Source organism: Zoogloea sp. GW822-FHT05C07 (assembly GCF_058800215.1).
In genome coordinates this window covers 4,840,118-4,856,400 of sequence record NZ_CM179510.1, presented here as the reverse complement: position 1 = coordinate 4,856,400, position 16,283 = coordinate 4,840,118, and the positions used below count along the sequence as shown (strand labels likewise).

The following is a 16,283-nucleotide window of genomic DNA, read 5'->3' as shown; positions in this document are numbered from 1 at the left end:
ATGCGAACCTCCCCCTACATCGGCCTGCACATCGTCATCGCGATCCTCGCGCTGCTGCCCTTCGTGCTGCCCAACAGCTTCTACCTCGACCTGGCAATCCGCATGGCGATCAACGCGGTGATCGTCCTCGGCCTCAACCTGCTGATCGGCTTCGCCGGGCAGATCAGCCTTGGCCACGCCGGCTTTCTGGGCATCGGCGCCTACGCGTCGGCGGTGCTGCCGACCCACTTCAACCTGCATCCGCTGCTCGCCATGGGGGTTGGCGCCGCGCTGGCCGGCCTGCTGGCCGCGCTGGTGGCGCGCCCGATCTTCCGCCTGAAGGGCAACTACCTGGCGATGGCGACCCTCGGCCTGGGCATCATCCTCAACATCGCGCTGCGCAACGAGGCGACGTGGACGGGCGGCCCCGACGGCATGCCGGTGCCGGCCCTCGGCGTGGCCGGCTTCGAGCTGAGCGGCGACCGCCAGTGGTACTGGGTCGTCGCCGCGCTGCTGGCAGTCAGCGTGTGGGCCTCCCTCAACCTCATCGACTCGCCCTTCGGCCGCGCGCTGCGCGCCCTCCACGGCTCCGAGGTGGCGGCCCGCGTGGTCGGGGTGGACGTGGCCCGCTACAAGCTCGCCATCTTCGTGATGTCGGCGGTCTTCGCCAGCCTGATGGGCAGCGTGACCGCCCATTACATCGGCTTCGTGACGCCCGGTGTGGCCGACTTCTTCCACTCCATCGAGCTGGTGACGATGGTGGTCATCGGCGGCATGGCCTCGGTGTATGGCTCCCTGATCGGTGCCGTGCTGCTCACCGCCCTGCCCCAGGCGCTGGCCACCTTCGAAGGCTGGGAGACGGTGGTCTTCGGCGCGATCCTGATGCTGAGCATGATCTTCCTGCCCCGCGGCCTGGTCCCGACCCTGGCCGCCCGTTTCGGGAGGGGCGCGTGATGCCGCTGCTCGAAGTCTCCGCCCTGTCCATCCACTTCGGCGGCGTGAAGGCCGTGCAGGACGTCAGCTTCAACATCGACGCCGGCGTGGTGTACGCGGTTATCGGCCCCAACGGCGCCGGCAAGACGACCCTGTTCAACCTGATCACCGGCGTGTACCGGCCGACCCACGGCGACATCCGCCTGGACGGCGAGACCATCGCCGGCCGCTCGCCGGAAGCCCTGGCCCGGCGCGGCGTGGCGCGCACCTTCCAGAACCTGCAGGTGTGCATGAACATGAGCGCCCTCGAAAACGTGATGGTCGGCGCCCACCTGCGCCTCGACCGCAACCTGCTCAAGGCCGCGCTGCGCTTTCCGAGTCTCGCCCGGCGGGACACCGAGCTGCGCGAGGAAGCCGCCGAGCTGATGCGCTTCGTCGGCCTTGCCGACTACCTGTCGGCCCGCGCCGACTCCATGCCCTACGGCGCCCTCAAGCGCCTGGAGATCGCCCGCGCGCTGGCCATGCGGCCGCGCCTGCTGTTCCTCGACGAACCGGCCGCCGGCCTCAACCCCAGCGAAACCCTGGAGGTAGACGCGCTGGTGCGGCGCATCGCCGACTCCGGCGTGACCGTCGTCCTGGTCGAGCACGACATGAAGATGGTCATGAACCTGTCCGACCGCATCCTGGTGCTCGACTACGGCCGCAAGCTGGCCGAAGGCAACGCCGCCGAAGTCCGCCGCAACCCGGACGTGATCGCCGCCTACCTGGGCGCCCACGCCTGACCCCCGGAGCATCGCCCGATGGAAATCGCCCTGTCCCGCAGTGCCAACCCCATGGCCCCGTCCACTCCACTTCCGATCCCGTCGGGTCCGCTTGCCGCAAGCAATGCAGCGCCCCTGCTCCGCGTCGAAGGGCTGACCAGCGCCTACGGCCGCATCCAGGCCCTCAAGGGCATCAGCCTTGAACTGCGGCGCGGCGAAACCGTGGCCCTGGTCGGTGCGAATGGCGCCGGCAAGACCACCTTCCTGCGCGCCCTCTCCGGTGTGCAGCCGATCAGCGGCGGCCGCATCCTCTTCGATGGGGAGGACATCTCCGGGCTGCGCGCCGACAAGCGCATGCGCCGCGGCATCTGCCAGTCGCCGGAAGGCCGCCAGGTCTTCGGCCCGCTGTCCATCGAAGACAACCTGCGCCTCGGCGCCTACACCCAGCCGCGCCAGCAGGTGCCCGACGACCTGGAGCGCGTCTATAGCCTGTTCCCGGTGCTCGCCGAAAAGCGCCGCCTGCCCGCCGGCACCCTGTCCGGCGGACAGCAGCAGATGCTGGCCATCGGCCGCGCGCTGATGGGCCGGCCGCGCCTGCTGCTGCTCGACGAACCGTCGATGGGCCTCGCGCCGCTGCTGGTGGAAGAGGTCTTCGCCGTGGTGAAGGCCCTCAAGGCCGAAGGCATGAGCATCGTGCTCGCCGAACAGAACGCCTTCGCCGCCCTGGCCCTGGCCGACCGGGGCTATGTGCTGGAAACCGGCAGCATTGCACTCGAAGGCAGCGGCGCCGAGCTGATCGGCAATGAGCAGGTGCGCAGCGCGTACCTGGGGATGTAGCGGCAGGCCGATCACACACGCTTTGGCAATCAAGAAAGAACGTCCTGCGGCCCTGACTTCTCCGAGGCGTCCGGACCAGCGCTGTTCATAGCACCGGTCCGGACTGCACTGCCTGCTTAGAACACGTGGTTCACACCAACCATGTAGCCGCTCGGGTCGTAACCCGGCTTGGCCACCGTGCCGACCAGGTTGCCACCGTCAGTGAGGCTGTAGGTGCCGTTGGTCTTGTTGAGGACCTTGCCCCAGGTGCCGTACAGCGTGGTCGAATCCTGCAGCTTGTAGGCATAGCCCAGGCCCAGCAGGTTGGCGTCGCGGTTCTTGATCGACTTGTCGTCGAGCTGGCTGTAGCTCACCAGCGCCTTGCCGCGCCACACCGGGATGCCGGCGCTGACGCTCCAGCCTTCGGCCTTGGACAAGGTCGCGGTCACGTTCTCGTAGTTGCCACCGCTGATCCGGCCAGCCACATAGTTGCCATACAGGGTCGCAAAGCCCAGGTTGTAGCTGCCGCCCACCTGCCAGCCGCGCCGCTTGGCGAGGCCCGTTTCCTGCAGGCCCGTCGCCGGGGCGACGTAGCTGGCGTTGTCCACGTTCCACGCCGTCACCGTGGCGTTGAGCGGGCCGGCGCTGTAGTACAGCGCCAGATCACCGCCGCGACCGGCCTTGTCGGTGGTCACGGTCGTCGAACCGGCAGCGACCGGCGTCACCATGTTCACGTTGTTCTCGCTGCCGCTGCTCAGGGTCAGTTGGCCGGAGAAGCCGGCGACCTTGGGCGAGGCGTAGACGAGGGAATTGTTCAGGCGCGTCGGCATGCCGCCGATCACCGGCAGCAGGCCGGCGGAGGAGCCGAAGAAGCCGGCGCCCATCGCGGCGGACATCACCGACGAAGTGTAGGAACCGGCGTACTGGCGACCGGCGGTGAGCGTGCCGAAGCGGGTCGAGAGCCCCGCATAGATCTGGCGCGAGAAGATCTGGCTGCCGTTGCTGGTCTGCCCGCCGCTGGACACGGCGGTGTTGTTGATGCCCGGCGCAATCGCGCCGGTACCGACGGAACCCGTGTCGAAGAGGATGCCGGCTTCCATCAGGTACACCGCCTTCACGTCATCGCCGAGTTCCTTTTCCCCCTTGAAGCCCAGGCGGGAGGACGTCATGCCGCCCGAGCCGATCGTCGATTTCTGGCCATAGCCGCTGTTCACCGTCGAGGCGCTGACGTCGGCCACACCGTAGATCGTCAGCGTGCCGGACGGGCCGGTCGGTACCCCCATCTGCAGGCCAGCGCCGCGGGCCGGACCGCCGGTCTGGATCTCGGTCTTCTTCTGTTCTTCCTGGTTCTTCAGCAGCTGCTGGATCAGCTGGCGCTGTTCGGCCAGTTCGCGCTTGAGCGCGTCGATCTCGCTCTCGGCGAAAGCCGGCGCGGCGGCGAACAGGCTGGCGATCAGGCAGGCCAGGCCGCTGCGGCGCAGGTTTGTGGACGTCGTGGTCATGGGTGCTCCTCCATCATGTGGATGCTTGTTATGGGTGTTGCAGGAAATGGACTACGTGCAGGCGGCGTTCAGCAGTCCCGGAAGACGGGCTGGCGCTTCTCGGAGAAGGCCGCCATGCCCTCCTTCTGGTCGGCCAGCGCGAAGGTGGCGTGCAGGGTGCGGCGCTCGAAGAGCAGCCCTTCGTTGAGCGGGCTTTCGAAGGCGCGGCTGACCGCCTCTTTCATCATCATCAGCACTGGCAGGGAATAACCGGCGATCACGCGGGCGGTCTCCAGCGCCTCGTCGAGCAGGCGTTCGGCGGGCAGCACGCGGGACACCAGGCCGCAGCGCTCGGCCTCCTGGGCGTCCATCATGCGGCCGCTCAGGCACAGGTCCATGGCCTTGGCCTTGCCCACCGCCCGCGGCAAGCGCTGGGTGCCACCGGCGCCCGGGATGGTGCCGATCTTGATCTCGGGCAGCGCGAAGCGCGCGGTTTCCGCGGCCAGCACGATGTCGCACATCATCGCCAGCTCGCAGCCGCCGCCCAGGGCCAGGCCCGATACGGCGGCGATGACCGGCTTGCGGAAGGTCTTCAGGCGCTCCCAGTTGCGGGTAATGAAGTTGCCCTTGTAGGCGTCCATGTAATCCATCGCGCGGATCGCCGTGATGTCGGCCCCGGCCGCAAAGGCCTTCTCGGAGCCGGTCAGCACGACGCAGCGGATCTCCTCGTTGGCCTCGAAGAGGTCCAGCGCGGCGCCGAGGGCATCCATCACCTCGTCGTTGAGGGCGTTGTAAACCTGCGGCCGGCACAGGCGGATCAGGCCGACATGGCCGAACACCTCGGCCAGAATGACGTCACTCATGGGGTTCTCCGCTCCGGGTCAGTCGGCGTCGCCAAAGGCCTTGGCGACGTTGCGCAGCTTGAACTTCTGCAGCTTGCCGCTGGGCGTGCGCGGCAGGTCCTCGACGATCTCGAGGCGCTCCGGGAAGTACTGCCTGGCCATCTGCTGGCGCGCGAGATAGGCCGTCATCTCGGCGAAGTCGAAATGCGCGCCGGGCTTCACCGACACAAAGGCGCACACCCGCTCGCCGAGGCGCTTGTCCGGATAGCCGACGATGGCCACCGCGGCAATCGCCGGGTGCTTGTAGAGCAGGTTCTCGATCTCCACGACCGGGATGTTCTCGCCGCCGCGGATCACCACGTCCTTGGTGCGCCCGGTGATGCGGATGTAGCCGTCCGCGTCGATGGTCGCCACATCGCCGGTGTCGAACCAGCCATCGGCGGACACGCTGTTGAGCTGCGGCCGCTTCAGGTAGCCGCCGAACAGGGACGCGCCGCGCACCAGCAGCGAGCCGCACTCGCCGGCCGGCAGCGTCTGCCCGTTGGCGTCCACCACCTTGAGCTCCATGCCCGGTAACGGCCGGCCGTCGGAGATACCCGACATCTCCAGCGCCCGCGCCGGCTCGGTGACGGTCACCGCGCCGTTCTCGGTCATGCCCCACGCGGAACACAGGCGCATGCCAAGCAGCGCCTGGGCGCGCTCGATCAGCACCGGCGGAATCGGCGCGCCGGCGCAGCAGAACTTGTTGAAGGCCTGCGTCGTGGAGTCGCCCGCATCCACCGCGTTGCACAAGTCGGCGACAAAGGGCGTGGACGCCATGCTGAAGGTGACACCTTCGTCACGGACGATCTGCAGCGCCCGCCGTGCGTCCCAGATGTCCTGCAGCACGGTCGTCGAGTTGAGGATGATCGGCAGCATCGCCAGGTAGCCGTAGCCGGTCAGGTGGGCCATCGGCGAAGCGCCCAGCACGATGTCCTCCGGCCCCAGCTCCATGCGTTCGATGTAGGCGTGCAGGTTGGAGAACAGGGTGTTGGAGGTGTGCATCACCCCCTTCGGCTCGCCAGTGGTGCCGGAGGTGTACATCAGCAGCAGCACGTCGTCCGGTTCGAGACCGGGGCCCTGCAACGGCGGCGTATCGTCGCGCAGCAGCAGCGCATCGAAGTTGTCATGCCCGTCGCCACCAATCACCACGAGCTGCCGGCTGCCGGTCAGGCTACGGGCCATCGCCTCGTAGTCGAAGCCACGGAACAGCTTGGGCACGACGAAGACCTTGGACTCGCCAAAGCCGAGCATGAAGTTGAGCTCGTGCTGACGGAAGATCGGCATCAGCGGATTGGCCACCGCGCCAATGCGCACGCAAGCCAGGGACAGCGCGATGAACTCCCAGCAATTGGGCAGCTGGAAACTCACCACGTCCTGCCGCCCGACGCCAAGCCGGACCAGCCCGCGGGCAATGCGGTCGACGCGCGCGTCGAGCTCCCGGTAGCTGAGCCGCTGCGGCGCACCCCGCTCCGCCGCGTAGGCAACCACCGCGGCCTTGTCCGGGCAGTCCCGCAGCGCGCGCTGCAGGTACACATCCACGGTCTCGTCCCGCCACAACCCGGCGGCTTTCATCGGCTCCATCCTGGGAGCCAGCAGTACCGGGTCGAATTTCATCGGCGTCCTCCCCGGATCGCCTGCGGCTTTCCTTGCTGCACCAGGCCGACGGCACTTGATGCGCCCTTGATCCTCTCCTGCATGTCTCGCTCCTTGAGTGGTGTGTCGCTGTTGTGATCTTTTGCGGAACTGCGTGCTACGCGATGGCGTGAAACGTATCGATACGGCGAATTTAAGTCAACATGTTTACTTTTTACAAGTTATCCATCGGATTCCGATTTCATGCGCCGCACAATTGAAACCCATTGAATCGGCTTAATTTAGGGATTTTTCATGCTTTGCTATTGCACATCGAAATTCAATCCAAAAATTCAATCTGCCATTTGTGTAAATATATTGACAGATTGAGCAGCAGATTTTTAGAATCCGTCCAGACCCACAACAAAGGACGGAGAAAATGGACTTCAGCCTCAGCGAAGAACAGAAGGCGCTGGTCGAGTCGGCCAGCCGGTTCGCCCGCAATCGCCTGGCGCCGGATTACCGGGCACGGGAAAAAGCCGAATGTGTCGAGCGGGAGCTCGTCGTGGAGATGGGAGAGCTGGGCTTCCTCGGCCCCGAGCTACCGGAGCAGTTCGGCGGGCTCGGCGTGGATTGCGTAACCAGCGGCCTGCTGCTGGAGCAGATCGCCTACGGCGACTTCAATGTGTCCTACGTCAATCTGCTCACGTCCCTGTGCGGGCAGATCGTGTCGTCCCACGCCAAGCCGGCTGTGGCGAAGGAATGGATGGACCAGGTCGTCACCGGCAAGAAGCTCATTGCCATCGCGCTCACCGAGCCCAGCGCCGGCTCCGACGCCGCCCGCCTCAAGCTTAAGGCGGTGCGCGACGGCAAGGACTTCATCCTCAGCGGCGAGAAGACCTCGATCTCGATGGCCACCCAGGCCGACGTGGCGGTGGTCTTCGCCCGCACCGGCAGCGAGGCCGACAAGGCGCGGGGAATCAGCGCCTTCCTGGTGCCGATGGACCTGCCCGGCGTATCCCGCACCGCTTTCGACGACATCGGCACCCGCCCGGTCGGACGCGGCTCGATCTTCTTCGACGGCGTGCGCGTGTCGGAAGACATGATGCTCGGCGACGAAGGCCAGGGTTTCATCCAGGTGATGCAGGGCTTCGACTACAGCCGCGCGCTGATCGGCCTGCAGTGCATGGGCGTGGCCCGCGCCTCGCTCGACGAGGCCTGGCGCTACAGCCAGGAGCGGGAAGCCTTCGGCAAGCCGATCGGCGAGTTCCAGGGCGTCAGCTTCCCCCTCGCCGAGGCGGAAACCTACTACGAAGCCTGCCGCAACCTGTGCCTGCGCACCCTGTGGCTGAAGGACCAGCACTTGCCCCATACCGCCGAAGCGGCCATGTGCAAGTGGTGGGCGCCGAAGCTGGCCTGCGAAATCATCCACCAGTGCCTGCTCACCCACGGCCACGGCGGCTACGGCGCCGACTACCACTTCGGCCAGCGCTACCGGGACGTGCTCGGCCTGCAGATCGGCGACGGCACCGCGAACATCATGAAAATGATCATCGCGCGCCAGAAGACCGCCCAGTACGCGATCTGACCCCCAATGGCCTCAGAGCTGGGACATGTTGCGCTGCAGGAGGTTGATGTAATGGATGAAAGCCAGGCGGTCGTCGAAGGAGAAGCCCTTCAGGGCCTCGTCGTAGAAGGTGTGGATGGGATCCGCGAGGGACTTCCACAGCTCGGTGCCCTTGGCGCTCAGGCGCACCTTGCGCTCACGCCGGTCTTCGGCGCCGGTGATGCGCTCAATGAGGCCATCGCGCTCGAGCCGGTTGAGCAGGCCGGTGAGGTTCTGGCGGCTCACCAGCAGATAGCGGGACAACTCATTGACGCTCATCCCTTCCGCCGCCTGCGGACGCGACAGCGCGCCCAGCACCGACCACTGCTGCGTCGTCACGCCGAAGTCGTCAAGGGCTTGCGTGCCCTTGGTGTGCAGCGTGTTGGCAGCCTGAAAAAGCCGGAAAAACAAGCGGTTGTTGATCTCAATGCCGGCAAGGCTTTTTTCGGTGGTGAGGTCGGTCATCGATGCAGGACGGTGCGGTGGATGCCGCATTGAAGCGCAAAGCAGCACGCAAGCGCAACGGGGACGACCCCAAACCATAAATACCCAAGATACACATTCGACAAAGGAGAACAGCATGCGAGGCATCAAAGGGAAAGTCACCATCGTCACCGGCGGCGCGGGCGGTATCGGCGCAGCGATCTGCCGGCGCTTCGCGGAAGAAGGCGCGCTGGTGGCGGTATTCGACATCAACAAGGACGCCGCTGAGACGCTGGTTGCCGACATCCGCGCCAAGGGCGGCAGCGCGGCGGCCTTCGGTGTGGACCTGACCAGCCAGGAATCGGTGGTCGCCGCGGTCAAGGCCGCGGAACAGCAGCTCGGCCCGACCCACATCCTGGTGAACAACGCCGGCTGGGACCACGCCGCGCCCTTCCTGAAGACCGACAAGGCCCTGTGGGACAAGATCGTCGCCGTCAATCTGTACGGCCCGCTCTACATGCACCACGCGGTGCTGCCGGGGATGTACGAACGCGGCGCCGGCAAGGTGGTGAACGTGGCCTCCGACGCGGCCCGCGTCGGCTCCTCCGGCGAAGCGGTGTACGCCTACTGCAAGGGCGGCCTGCTGTCCTACTCCAAGACCATGGCCCGCGAGCTGGCCCGCAAGCAGATCAACGTCAACGTGGTGTGCCCCGGCCCCACCGACACCGCGCTGTTCCGCGACTTCGCCGGCGAAGGCGAACAGGGCGAGAAGCTCAAGGGCGCCCTGGCCAAAGCCATCCCCTTCGGCCGCCTCGGCCAGCCGGAAGACCTGCCCGGCGCAGTGCTGTTCCTCGCCAGCGAGGAAGCCTCTTTCATCACCGGCCAGGTCATCAGCGTGTCCGGCGGCCTGACCATGGCCGGCTGAGCGCCCCAAAACCCCACACGAACACCCAAGGATCAAGGAGACACAACATGGAATACCGCGACATCCTCTATACCAAGGCCGACGGCATCGCGACCATCACCATCAACCGGCCGAAGCAGTTCAATGCCTTCACCGCCAACACCTGCGAGGAGATGATCCACGCCTTCAAGGACGCCGACTACGACCGCAGCATCGGCGTGGTGGTGCTCACCGGCGCCGGCGAGAAGGCCTTCTGCACGGGTGGCGACCAGGGCACCCAGGACGGCGGCTACGGTGGCCGCGGCACTATCGGCCTGCCCATCGAGGAAGTGCAGAGCGCCATCCGCGACTGCAACAAGCCGGTCATCGCCCGCGTCAATGGCTACGCCATCGGCGGCGGCAACGTGCTGGTCACCATCTGCGACCTGGCCATCGCCTCCGACAACGCCCAGCTCGGCCAGGCCGGCCCGCGCGTCGGCTCCGTCGATCCCGGCTTCGGCACCGCCCTCCTCGCCCGCGTGGTCGGCGAGAAGAAGGCCCGCGAGATCTGGTACCTGTGCCGCCGCTACACCGCCCAGGAAGCCCTGCAGATGGGCCTGGTCAACGCCGTGGTGCCCCAGGACCAGCTCGACGCCGAAGTGAAGAAATGGTGCGACGAGATCGTCGAGAAGAGCCCGACCGCCATCGCGCTGGCCAAGAAGTCCTTCAACGTGGATACCGAGATGATCCGCGGCATGGGCGGCCTGGCCATGCACGCCCTCAAGCTGTACTACGAGACCCCGGAATCCGCCGAGGGCGGCAATGCCTTCCGCGAGAAGCGCAAACCCGAGTTCCGCAAGTACGTGCGCTGAGCTTCGTGCGCGGGGGCGTCCTTCGCCCCCGCCGCGAGCGCACTTCCCAGCTCCCAACCGGACACGCATCATGATCAGAGACCAGGAAACCCTCAATCTGCTGCTCGACACCATTTCCCGCTTCGTGCGGGAACGGTTGATCCCCCACGAGGCCATCGTCGCCGACACCGACCGGATTCCCGATGAACTGATCCAGGAGATGCGCGAACTGGGCCTGTTCGGCCTGTCCATCCCCGAGGAACACGGCGGCATGGGCCTGACGATGGAAGAAGAAGTGCTGGCCACCTTCGAGATCGGCTACACCTCGCCGTGCTTCCGCTCACTGTTCGCCACCAACAACGGCATCGGCGGCCAAGGCATCATCATCGACGGCAGCGACGCCCAGAAGGCTCACTACCTGCCCAGGCTGGCCACCGGCGAGATCATCGGCTCCTTCGCGCTGACCGAGCCCGACAGCGGCTCCGACGCGGCCAGCCTGCGCACCACCGCTGTCCGCGACGGCGACTTCTACGTGCTCAATGGCACCAAGCGCTACATCACCAACGCCCCCGAAGCCGGCATCTTCACGGTGATGGCGCGCACCGACCCCGCCAAGAAGGGCGCCGACGGCATCTCCGCCTTCATCGTCGAAGCGGGCACGCCGGGCCTGTCCCTCGGTCCAATCGACAGGAAGATGGGCCAGAAAGGCGCCCACATCTGCGACGTGATCTTCGAGGACTGCCGCATTCCCGCCGCCAACCTGATCGGCGGCAAGGAAGGCGTCGGCTTCAAGACCGCCATGAAGGTGCTCGACAAGGGACGCATCAACATCGCCGCGGTGTCGGTCGGCGTGGCCCGCCGCATGCTGGACGACGCGCTGCGCTACGCCTGCGAGCGCAAGCAGTTCGGCAAGCCGATCGCCGAATTCCAGCTGGTCCAGGCCATGCTGGCCGACAGCAAGGCCGAGCTGTACGCCGCCCAGTGCATGGTGGTGGATGCCGCCCGCCGCCGCGACCAGGGCCTCGACGTGGGCACCGAAGCGGCCTGCGCCAAGATGTTCGCCTCCGAGATGTGCGGCCGTGTCGCCGACCGGGCGGTGCAGGTTTTCGGCGGCGCCGGCTACCTGGCCGAATACGGCATCGAGCGCTTCTACCGGGACGTGCGCCTGTTCCGCATCTTCGAGGGCACGACGCAGATCCAGCAACTGGTGATCGCCCGCAACATGATCCGCGAACACACCTGAGGCGTACCGGCGGCGCCCTGCCCCTTTATCCTTCACGAATAATTCGCTAAATAAACAAACTCGAAACGCCGCACACAAGGAAGAGACGATGATGAACTTCAAATGGGACGACCCCCTTCTCCTCGATCAGCAACTCACCGACGAGGAGCGCATGATCCGCGACACCGCCCAGGCCTACGCCCAGGAGAAGCTGGCCCCGCGCGTCCTCGAGGCCTTCCGCAACGAGCACACCGACCTGGCGATCTTCCGCGAGATGGGCGAACTGGGCCTGCTCGGCCCGACGATCCCCGAGGAATACGGCGGCGCCGGCCTCAACTACGTGAGCTACGGCCTGATCGCCCGCGAGGTGGAACGGGTGGATTCCGGCTACCGCTCGATGATGAGTGTGCAGTCGTCCCTGGTGATGGTGCCGATCAACGAATTCGGCAACGAAGCCACCAAGCGCAAGTACCTGCCCAAGCTCGCCACCGGCGAATGGATCGGCTGCTTCGGCCTCACCGAGCCGAACCATGGCTCCGACCCCGGCTCGATGATCACCCGTGCCCGCAAGGTGGACGGCGGCTACAGCCTCAGCGGCAGCAAGATGTGGATCACCAACAGCCCGGTGGCCGACGTGTTCGTGGTGTGGGCCAAGGACGACGCCGGGAAGATCCGCGGCTTCGTGCTGGAGAAGGGCTGGAAGGGCCTGTCCGCCCCGGCCATCCACGGCAAGGTCGGCCTGCGCGCGTCGATCACCGGCGAGATCGTCATGGACGAAGTGTTCTGCCCCGAGGAGAACGCCTTCCCCGAGGTGCGCGGCCTCAAGGGTCCCTTCACCTGCCTCAACTCGGCCCGCTACGGCATCGCCTGGGGCGCTCTCGGCGCGGCGGAAGACTGCTGGCATCGGGCCCGCCAATACACGCTGGACCGCAAGCAGTTCGGCCGCCCGCTGGCCGCCAACCAGCTGATCCAGAAGAAGCTGGCCGACATGCAGACCGAGATCACCCTTGGCCTGCAGGGCTGCCTGCGCCTGGGCCGCATGAAGGATGAGCACATCGACGCGGTGGAGATCACCTCCATCATGAAGCGCAACTCCTGCGGCAAGGCACTCGACATCGCCCGCATGGCCCGCGACATGATGGGCGGCAACGGCATCTCCGACGAGTTTGGCGTGGCCCGCCACCTGGTGAACCTGGAAGTGGTGAATACCTACGAAGGCACCCACGACATCCACGCGCTGATCCTCGGTCGCGCCATCACCGGCATCGCCGCCTTCGCCAACTGAGGGCGCTTACCCGACCCAGCAAGGGACAAGGAAACCTGTGGCAGCGCGGGTTTCCTTGAGGGTTGCAGCGCAAATCGTCCGCACCATCTCCACTTGGCCTGCGTCGGCTGACGGCGGGGTGCCGCCCCGCACCCCGCTATTTTTTGGAGTTGTCCGATGTCCTTCGACACCGCAAGTTGCTTCGACCAGATCGCCACGGCACGCAAATCCATCCGCGCCTTCCTGCCCACGCCGGTGGCGCGGGAGAGCATCGAGGCCATCCTCAAGGTCGCGGCTCGCGCGCCGTCCGGCAACAACATCCAGCCCTGGCACCTCCACGTCGTCACCGGCGGCCTGCGCCAGCAACTGGTGGATGAAGTGTGTGCCGCCTTCGACGCCGCCGACGCCAGCCACCAGGCCGAATACCACTACTACCCGACCCAGTTCTCCGAGCCCCACCAGAGCCGCCGCCGCAAGCTCGGTGGCGAACTGTACCGCCTGCTGGACATTCCCCGCGGCGACAAGGCGCGCATGCACGCCCAGACGCGCCGCAACTTCACGTTCTTCGACGCGCCGGTCGCCCTGATCCTGACCATCGACCGCCGCCTCGCCCAGGGCAGCTGGATCGACTGCGGCATGCTGCTGCAGAACATCCTGCTCGCCGCCACCGCCCGCGGCCTCGCCACCTGCGCCCAGGCGGCATGGATCGACTACCACCGCATCATCGCGCGCCTGCTGGAGTTCGATGACAACGAGCAACTCGTCTGCGGCATCGCGCTGGGTTACGCCGATCCCGAAGCGCCCGAAAACGGGCTGGAAAGCGAGCGGGCGCCGCTGGAGGAGTTCGTGCGCTTCCACAGCTGAACCTGCGGCGGCCTGCTTCCCGCCCGCAGCATCTCTCCCTCCCGTCGTTGAAGGTCGACGGAACTTCGGCCGGTGGGCCCTCGACAGCTCACCGGTCTTCTTTTTTCAATGCTAGGGATTGCGCCTGCCTTCGCTCTTATTCCGCGTCCGGCTGGGCTGCCGGCGCGGCGCGCTGGAATGCCTCCAGCGCCATGCACCTGTCGAAGATCCGCATCACCGTCGGCACATGGTCGAGCCGGCAGGTAAAGCGCCGGGCATTGAACACCTGCGGCACCAGACAGCAATCGGCGAGGGTCGGCGCATCGCCGTGGCAGAAGGCCCCGGTCCGCGGATCGGCGAGCAGGCTTTCCACGGTGGCCAGCCCCTTCTCGACCCAGTGGCAGTACCACGCGTTCCTGGCCGGCTCGTCCACGTCGAGGGCATCCCGGAGGTAGCCGAGCACGCCGAGATTGTTGAGCGGGTGGATTTCGCAGGCGATGGTCTGCGCGATGGCGCGGATGCGCGCGCGGTCGGCGGCGCTCCCCGGCAGCAGCGGCGGCTCCGGATGAAGCTCGTCCAGGTACTCGATGATCGCCAGGGATTGCGTCAGCACATGGCCGTCGTCGACCAGCGCCGGCACCAGCCCCGCCGGATTCGTCGCCAGGTAGCCCGCGCTGCGCTGCACGCCCTTGGCCAGATGCACCGGCACGGTGTCGTAATCCAGCCTCTTGAGATTGAGGGCGATCCGCACCCGGCAGGACGCGGAACTGCGGAAATAACTGTAGAGCTGTCGCATGGCACTCCTCCTCAGGCCGCAGCCGACAGCACCCGGCCCACGACCTCTCCAAAGCCGATCCGCGCAGCGCCCGGTTTCTCGCACCAGGCGCGCATCAACACCGCATCCCCATCCTCGAGGAAGGTCCGCGCTTCTCCATTGGGCAGCACGAGCGCCTGCTTGCCGCCGACTGTCAGCTCGAGCAGCGAGCCCGCCTCCTCGGGAGCCGGCCCGGACTGGGTTCCGCTGCCCAGCAGGTCGCCCGGTCGCAGGTTGCAGCCGTTGACCGTGTGGTGGGCGACCATCTGTGCAATCGTCCAGTAGGCGTGCCTGAAGCTGGTCCGCGACAACGCTGCGGGCGGCTCACCCGCCTCGCGCATGCGGGCCGTTTCAATCAGCACCTGAAGCTGGATGTCGAACGCGCCCCTTGCACGGTTTGCCGGCGACGCCAGGTAAGGCAGCGGCTGGGGATCATCGTCCGGACGCAGCCAATTCACGCGGTACGGCGCCAGCGCTTCCAGCGTGACGATCCACGGCGAGATCGTCGTCGCGAAACTCTTCGACAGGAACGGCCCCAGGGGCTGGTATTCCCAGGCCTGCAGGTCACGCGCCGACCAGTCGTTGAGCAGGCACAAGCCGAATACGTGCCCGTCGGCCTCGTCGATGGGGATGGGTTGTCCGATCTCGTTGCCGCTGCCGATGAAGACGCCGAGTTCCAGCTCGTAGTCCAGACGCCGGCTCGGCCCAAAGATCGGGCTGGTCGCCCCTGCCGGCAGCGTCTGGCCGAGGGGACGGGCGAATACCTGCCCGGACACGCCGATGGACGAACTGCGTCCGTGGTAGCCGATGGGCACCCACTTGTAGTTGGGCAAGAGCGGGTTGTCGGGGCGGAACAGTCGGCCGACGCGGGTCGCGTGGTGGATCGACGTGTAGAAATCGGTGTAGTCGCCGATGGTCGCCGGTAGCTTGTATTCGGCCTCGGCCTGCGCCATCAGGCAGTCCCGGAGTGCCGGCTCGCCCTCCGAGCCGGCGCGTAGAAGGCGGGACAGCGCCAGACGCAGCGCTGACCACATGGCCGCATCCAGGGCCATCAAGGGGTTGAGGCTGGCTTCGGTACAGGCCTTGGCCGCTTCCGCCGCCTCCCCGGCGAAGACGCCATGAGCGTCTGCAGCGGGCAGATCGAGAATGCGCTCGCCGATGGCGATGCCGATGCGCCACGCCTCGGCCGACCCGGCTCGCCGATACACCGCAAAAGGCAGGTTCTGGATGGGGAAGTCGCCACCGGCAGAATTGGCCGACGTCACCCAGCTCTGCAGCGCCGGGTCATGGGTTTCGTTCAGCAGGCTCATCGTCTGGATTCCCGGTGGCGATCAACAACGGATTCCGCGTTACGTGCGGCCTTACTGCGTCCCGTGACACATGGCAGGATGTACCGGAATCAGGGCTCGGTCGCGCTGGCCCCGCTGCCGGCATGCAGCCAAGCGGCATGCCGGGGCGCCCGCTTCGTGACTGCCCACTCGTCGAGCATGACCTGCTTCACGTCGTCCAGCTTCTGCAACATCTCGGGCTTCGCCGTATTCGCCGCCAGCTCCAGGCGATGGCCGTTGGGGTCGAAGAAGTAGATGGATTTGAAAAGGGTGTGGTCGATGGGGCCCAGCACATCGATCCCCTCGGACTCCAGCCTGGCCTTGGCGGCCAGCAGGGTGTCCACCGAATCCACTTCCAGCGCCAGATGCTGGACCCAGGCCGGGGTGTTGGGGTCCCGCCCCATGGGCGGCTGGGTCGGCAGCTCGAAGAAAGCCAGGATGTTGCCCTGCCCCGCATCCAGGAAAACGTGCATGTAGGGGTCGGGCTGCTTGGTGGAGGGCACTTCGTTCTCGGCGATGGCCAGCACGAACTTCATGCCCAGGTGCTTTCCGTACCACTCCACCGTCTGCCTGGCGTCGATGCAGCGGTAGGCCACATGGTGAATGCGCTTGATCAGCATTTC

At 66.5% G+C, this 16,283-nt stretch carries 16 protein-coding genes; 9 read left to right on the top strand and 7 right to left on the bottom strand.

From position 1 onward, the window contains the following. Genes AC3QL2_RS22370 through AC3QL2_RS22360 form a run of 3 tightly spaced genes read left to right on the top strand, consistent with a single transcriptional unit; the run spans position 1 to position 2,510 of the window. Positions 1-933, top strand: coding sequence for a branched-chain amino acid ABC transporter permease (locus tag AC3QL2_RS22370; protein WP_493232521.1), 933 nt, complete (start codon positions 1-3; stop codon positions 931-933). Next, entirely contained in the window at positions 933-1,694 is a 762-nt protein-coding gene (locus AC3QL2_RS22365; RefSeq protein ID WP_493232724.1) for an ABC transporter ATP-binding protein, read from the top strand. Before AC3QL2_RS22370 ends, AC3QL2_RS22365 begins: the two co-directional genes overlap by 1 nt. A gap of 18 nt (positions 1,695-1,712) precedes the next feature. Beyond that, positions 1,713-2,510 (top strand): ABC transporter ATP-binding protein, encoded by a 798-nt coding sequence (locus AC3QL2_RS22360; RefSeq protein WP_493232520.1) that lies wholly within the window; start codon positions 1,713-1,715, stop codon positions 2,508-2,510. Positions 2,511-2,626: 116 nt separating this feature from the next. Here AC3QL2_RS22360 and AC3QL2_RS22355 read toward each other — a convergent pair whose 3' ends face one another. The 3 genes from AC3QL2_RS22355 to aliA all read right to left on the bottom strand — a co-directional run bounded on the left by AC3QL2_RS22355 (position 2,627) and on the right by aliA (position 6,468). Further along, entirely contained in the window at positions 2,627-3,991 is a 1,365-nt protein-coding gene (locus AC3QL2_RS22355) for a porin (protein ID WP_493232519.1), read from the bottom strand. Positions 3,992-4,059: 68 nt separating this feature from the next. Continuing rightward, positions 4,060-4,833 carry an enoyl-CoA hydratase gene (locus tag AC3QL2_RS22350; protein WP_493232518.1) on the bottom strand — a complete coding sequence of 258 codons (774 nt, stop codon included), beginning with the start codon at positions 4,831-4,833 and terminating at the stop codon, positions 4,060-4,062. An 18-nt stretch (positions 4,834-4,851) separates the two neighbouring features. Further along, complete coding sequence (gene aliA, locus AC3QL2_RS22345) at positions 4,852-6,468, bottom strand: cyclohexanecarboxylate-CoA ligase (protein WP_493232517.1); 1,617 nt, start codon at positions 6,466-6,468, stop codon at positions 4,852-4,854. 397 nt (positions 6,469-6,865) lie between these two features. Here aliA and aliB point away from each other — a divergent pair, with 397 nt between their 5' ends. Beyond that, positions 6,866-8,014, top strand: a complete 1,149-nt coding sequence (gene aliB / locus AC3QL2_RS22340) for a cyclohexanecarboxyl-CoA dehydrogenase (RefSeq protein WP_493232516.1) — start codon at positions 6,866-6,868, stop codon at positions 8,012-8,014. Between the two features lie 12 nt (positions 8,015-8,026). On the opposite strand, the gene AC3QL2_RS22335 is transcribed toward aliB, so the two are convergent. Further along, complete coding sequence (locus tag AC3QL2_RS22335) at positions 8,027-8,497, bottom strand: MarR family winged helix-turn-helix transcriptional regulator (protein ID WP_493232515.1); 471 nt, start codon at positions 8,495-8,497, stop codon at positions 8,027-8,029. A 115-nt stretch (positions 8,498-8,612) separates the two neighbouring features. On the opposite strand from AC3QL2_RS22335, the gene badH reads away from it, so the two are divergent. From badH to AC3QL2_RS22310, 5 genes are all read left to right on the top strand, one after another. Next, positions 8,613-9,380, top strand: coding sequence for a 2-hydroxycyclohexanecarboxyl-CoA dehydrogenase (badH, locus tag AC3QL2_RS22330; protein WP_493232514.1), 768 nt, complete (start codon positions 8,613-8,615; stop codon positions 9,378-9,380). Positions 9,381-9,427: 47 nt separating this feature from the next. Further along, positions 9,428-10,210 (top strand): 2-ketocyclohexanecarboxyl-CoA hydrolase, encoded by a 783-nt coding sequence (gene badI / locus AC3QL2_RS22325; protein WP_079435991.1) that lies wholly within the window; start codon positions 9,428-9,430, stop codon positions 10,208-10,210. Between the two features lie 70 nt (positions 10,211-10,280). Then, complete coding sequence (locus AC3QL2_RS22320) at positions 10,281-11,432, top strand: acyl-CoA dehydrogenase family protein (protein ID WP_493232513.1); 1,152 nt, start codon at positions 10,281-10,283, stop codon at positions 11,430-11,432. Between the two features lie 88 nt (positions 11,433-11,520). Beyond that, on the top strand, positions 11,521-12,696 hold the full coding sequence (locus AC3QL2_RS22315) for an acyl-CoA dehydrogenase (RefSeq protein ID WP_493232512.1): 1,176 nt from the start codon (positions 11,521-11,523) through the stop codon (positions 12,694-12,696). A 156-nt stretch (positions 12,697-12,852) separates the two neighbouring features. Then, positions 12,853-13,539, top strand: coding sequence for a nitroreductase (locus AC3QL2_RS22310; protein WP_493232511.1), 687 nt, complete (start codon positions 12,853-12,855; stop codon positions 13,537-13,539). Positions 13,540-13,675: 136 nt separating this feature from the next. Here the strand turns inward: AC3QL2_RS22310 and maiA are convergent, their stop codons facing one another. From maiA to AC3QL2_RS22295, 3 genes are all read right to left on the bottom strand, one after another. Next, entirely contained in the window at positions 13,676-14,314 is a 639-nt protein-coding gene (gene maiA, locus AC3QL2_RS22305; protein WP_493232510.1) for a maleylacetoacetate isomerase, read from the bottom strand. A gap of 11 nt (positions 14,315-14,325) precedes the next feature. Further along, on the bottom strand, positions 14,326-15,642 hold the full coding sequence (fahA, locus tag AC3QL2_RS22300; RefSeq protein WP_493232509.1) for a fumarylacetoacetase: 1,317 nt from the start codon (positions 15,640-15,642) through the stop codon (positions 14,326-14,328). 89 nt (positions 15,643-15,731) lie between these two features. Continuing rightward, a complete protein-coding gene (locus tag AC3QL2_RS22295) occupies positions 15,732-16,280 on the bottom strand; it encodes a VOC family protein (protein ID WP_493232508.1) in 549 nt (182 codons plus the stop codon). Between the last annotated feature and the right edge of the window lie 3 nt (positions 16,281-16,283).